Consider the following 4,073-nt stretch of genomic DNA (forward strand, 5'->3'; position numbering starts at 1 on the left):
GTCTGTCTAATGACACAAACATCACCTTAAAGCCCAAATTCGGATGGATTTTTGACACAAACATCTCCTTACAAAGTTCTGAATGGAAATACTCTCAGTGACACAAACATCTCCTTTTATGCCGCTTGTGACACAAACATGCCATGATCCAATTTAGGTTAATTCCAAAGGGTTTGATGTCACGATTTTTCGCATTTTCTCTATATTCACTTTTGTATAAATCGTGGCTGTTTTGGGGTCCGCGTGGCCCAATAGATCAGCAATTGCCAACAAATCAGCTCCCTCACCGTCGTTATATAGAACGGTTGCACAAGTATGGCGCAGCTTATGAGGCGTTACTTTATAATTATTTGCTCGAACACCTGAAGGTATTGTTGTTTAACAGCCCATTTAAAAAACTGTCTTATTGAGGAAATGATGCGTGCTCTCGTCGTGGCTGCAAAAACGGTGCCCAATTTTGGATGCCTTTTATTCGTATTCGTTGTGGAAAGTTTACCTCGAAGAATTTTTATCTATCAGCACTGATCGGACCTCGTTCCAACTCGATAATTGTACTTATACAACCTCCACGGTATATATACTAATGGTGGGGTACAGTCCCCTCCTTGTATTTAGAGCAAATAGGCTGCCTGACTTACTTTTTCTGGTAGCCTATTTGTCTCGTCCTGGTGATCATTCATGGATCGCAATTTGCCATCTAACCTCTCTTGCACGAGTACTCCCGAGTAATTCTTTTTATCCTGCCAAACTTGCCCTACGATCGATTGTAATGCCGAGTGTTCAGGGAATTCTTCTGCGGGGGTTACTGAGACCAGCTTAACTTGGAGGTTCCTCGAACTCTAGCCTTGGAAACCGACTTCTGATCTACGAAAGAGCCGATCCACCACGCGCTATTATTTGCCATGAACATCCTCCTCGATTTTCAGCTGACGTATAATTGGCGAATTGTTAACGAATCAGCAATGGTTTAACTTCATCAATAATCTTTTCTAACGCTTTTGAACATTGCTCGTACATCTGCTTTGTATTTTGTTCTTTGGTAGATAAGCCAAACATTTCGAGATCCGCTTCACACTTTTTCAATGTTGCAAGCAACGCGGCTTTTTTCTGGGGTTTCGGTACTTTGATCTGATCATCAAATAAATCAACGTATAGCTGGCCATAGGAATCCACCTGTCCAAGAAATACGTTATCAATCGAAACACCTAATTTCTCCAGTTCCGTATCCAACCATTGCCTGTTTAGACCTATCGTGGCAAGCGGTTCGTCCATTATTTTTCCATCCATAATGACCGATTGAGGTTCTTGTTCTGGCCCGACATTTATCCCCAGGTGTTTAGGCGTAAACGGTTGATTTTCCTTGGTTAAAAGAACGCTAACGTCACCGCTTGACTCCATGATGGCGAATTCAACATCGGCAGCTTTGAACACATTCTTAGTTCGAAGCTGTTCCATAAGTTCATCCGTGGTAATCCTTTCTTTTTTTAGGTTATCCTCCATGATCTTGCCGTCCTTAATGAGCACTGTTGCTTTGCCGTCGAATAGGTCTCTTGCCGTTTTGCTTTTCAGCTGTAGAAATTCAATCCCTAAAGAAACAACGGTCCAAACCGTCATCGAAACCAAGCCCAGATACCAAGTGGACTCCAGATCCAACGAAACGTAAGCTGCAAGGTTGCCGATCGTGATTCCGGTGATATACTCAAACAATGAAAGCTCTGATACCTGTCGTTTACCCAATATCTTCGTTAGGACAAAAAGAACCCCCATAGCCAATAACGTTCGCAAAGCAATTTCTACCCAATCCGGCATAATATCACCATTCCTTTCCAATCACATTTAATCGACAAAAGTTAATATGTCCCTATTCCATTATTTTCACACATTTCCATTTGAAAATTTTTCTAACGTATGCTTTTGTTGCGAGACGGAAATATTAATTTCGGTATTGGGAGAATGTAAGCATCTATTCCTATTACCCCTGAAACATTATCCTATCCTAAGGTAAAGGAGGTGACATTCCGTGACAGTTGCTTCTCAAGTGAAAACGTGCGTAGCATCTTTAAAAAGTGCTCAGGCGAGTCTGGAACAATTTGCTTTGGAAACACAAAATCAAGAAGCAAAATCGCTCTTTACGAATGCGGCCCAACAAACCCAACAAATCGTGCAGCAAGTAGAAAGCCGCGTACAACAGTTGGAAAATGAAGAGCCTCAATATAAGGGGTTTTAAGAAAAACAGACAAACCATGAATATTGAGGACATGGCTTGTCTGTTTTCATCGGTGAACAGATTAGAAAAGAGATCAAACCCTACAAGTTGAGTAGGGTTTGATCTCTTTTCGCCACTATTCTTTTGTTTAGACAGCTAACCTTGGATAAACCTAAACACTGCCGCCCCCATCGCCACTGCTAAAGTTGACAGTATCCAAGTTCCCCCTCATTTCGACTGCAGCTTTCCTTTTAAGGAAAACCTCTTTACGTTCTTCCGACCAATCGTCGGTTAAAACGACTGGCCAGTTGTTTATATCCAAATATTTCGGTTCAATTTCGACATTTTCTAAAATCCGTTTTCTACCCAATTCGCTTCACCTCGGTCAAGATTCCTAATTCGACTTCCTTTATATTGGATGCAATTAGTTCTCCTGAATAAATTAAGAAATATATGGATACGACTGATCGGAATTGTTGAACATATGCTTTGCAACTCTCCGATAGTTTTAGTTTCGTCACCGAGAGCACGTAGAATGTGCCTTTTATCCGTTTCGATGGGAATATTCCGTTGACCGATATATGGCAGTAACTACTTCATATTTTTCAGGTAAAGATCTTGTCCGCGTATGTCCTCTTCGTAGAGTACTTTATAGTCATATCCTTATTTAAAGCACCATTTTTCTAACCTCTCATGATCAGTCTCTTGGTTTTTATATCTTACGTTTACAAACGTTTCTTTTCCGTTTCGTTCAAGCTGCCACATATCAAAAACCTTATCTTATGTAAATTATTTTCTAGCAGTTTCTCACTGTTTGGTCTTTCGCAAAATTTAAGAATGTTGGGATCCGTTTCGACCAATATCCAATGATCGTACTTAAGATCACCGAACAATTGAACGTCCTTTTGAAGCTTGTAACTATACCTTTCCCAATAGCTACTACCGACTGCTTCGTTTAATAGGAATATTGGCTCGTACATAAAACACCTTTTTTTGACAAGATTTTGCTATTATCTTATCATAGTCATAATTTTCGGTAAATAATTTTCGCGCCTTATAAGTATATGTTTGTGTCACCAGATACGTAAAAGGGGATGTTTGTGTCACTGAACTAGGACACAAACATCCCCTTTCAACTAATAAGAACCCTTGATTTTATTGAGTATTAATTATGGCATGTTTGTATCATTGGACAGTGTCTAACTGCTCAGGAATAGAGCTATAGTAATATTCGTCTATATTCCATTCATTCAAGTTTGCAGCTTCAAAAATTGTAACTAATCCGGGCAGTGTTTCCTCATCGTTCTCAAATATAAAATCAACATACTCTTTTAATAATTCTATCTTGCCAGACAATAAATCAACGGCGTACCCGTTAGCCTTCGCAAATCCTTTAAACCGCTCAATTTCCTCCATATCTTCATCTGTGGCATTCTCATACCATCCCAAATCCGCATATTTGGCTATGTACTCTCTAGCGCGGTCAAAAAGACCTTGCTTCTGGAAAACGATTGACTTTGCTAAATATCCGTATCCAAAATAAAAAATCAAAGGACGCTTTAGCATTTGATTTAAAGGAATAACAAGTTCACCCCATTTTTTCTTGTTTTCATACATCCGTTCTGCCAAGGACAAAATATGATTAGCAACGCGATCCGCTTCGTTCCAATTGTTCTGCCTGTAGTTTAGTCGGAATAACTCAAACCCTTTATCTAAGGCATTTACATGATCCGACAGCAAATAAAATTCATTGTCTATATCGTTCTGGTTTTCCACTACCAACCGCCTCCATAAAATAGATTCATTTCACTATATAAGAGCATCTTAGCTGTCATTACATAGAAATTTCCTCCATATAATTACAAAT

At 39.6% G+C, this 4,073-nt stretch carries 6 protein-coding genes; 1 reads left to right on the plus strand and 5 read right to left on the minus strand.

The window, feature by feature from the left end; genetic code table 11:
• Positions 1-153 precede the first annotated feature (153 nt).
• The 3 genes from C3B52_RS35165 to C3B52_RS35175 form a co-directional block, all read right to left on the minus strand.
• Positions 154-372 carry a tyrosine-type recombinase/integrase gene (locus C3B52_RS35165; RefSeq protein WP_103110960.1) on the minus strand — a complete coding sequence of 73 codons (219 nt, stop codon included), beginning with the start codon at positions 370-372 and terminating at the stop codon, positions 154-156.
• Entirely contained in the window at positions 336-455 is a 120-nt protein-coding gene (locus tag C3B52_RS38370; protein ID WP_164685078.1) for a site-specific integrase, read from the minus strand. Before C3B52_RS38370 ends, C3B52_RS35165 begins: the two co-directional genes overlap by 37 nt.
• Positions 456-948: 493 nt before the next feature.
• A complete protein-coding gene (locus C3B52_RS35175) occupies positions 949-1,809 on the minus strand; it encodes a DUF421 domain-containing protein (protein WP_103110961.1) in 861 nt (286 codons plus the stop codon).
• A 211-nt stretch (positions 1,810-2,020) separates the two neighbouring features.
• Here C3B52_RS35175 and C3B52_RS35180 point away from each other — a divergent pair, with 211 nt between their 5' ends.
• The gene (locus C3B52_RS35180; RefSeq protein ID WP_007781230.1) at positions 2,021-2,227 is read left to right on the plus strand and encodes a DUF1657 domain-containing protein; all 207 of its coding nucleotides are present in this window, start codon (positions 2,021-2,023) and stop codon (positions 2,225-2,227) included.
• A gap of 151 nt (positions 2,228-2,378) precedes the next feature.
• Here the strand turns inward: C3B52_RS35180 and C3B52_RS35185 are convergent, their stop codons facing one another.
• A complete protein-coding gene (locus C3B52_RS35185; RefSeq protein WP_028407011.1) occupies positions 2,379-2,576 on the minus strand; it encodes a hypothetical protein in 198 nt (65 codons plus the stop codon).
• An 815-nt stretch (positions 2,577-3,391) separates the two neighbouring features.
• Positions 3,392-3,982 (minus strand): hypothetical protein, encoded by a 591-nt coding sequence (locus tag C3B52_RS35195; RefSeq protein WP_047914445.1) that lies wholly within the window; start codon positions 3,980-3,982, stop codon positions 3,392-3,394.
• Between the last annotated feature and the right edge of the window lie 91 nt (positions 3,983-4,073).

Source organism: Brevibacillus reuszeri, from assembly GCF_002897295.1.
GTDB classification, from domain to species: domain Bacteria; phylum Bacillota; class Bacilli; order Brevibacillales; family Brevibacillaceae; genus Brevibacillus; species Brevibacillus reuszeri_A.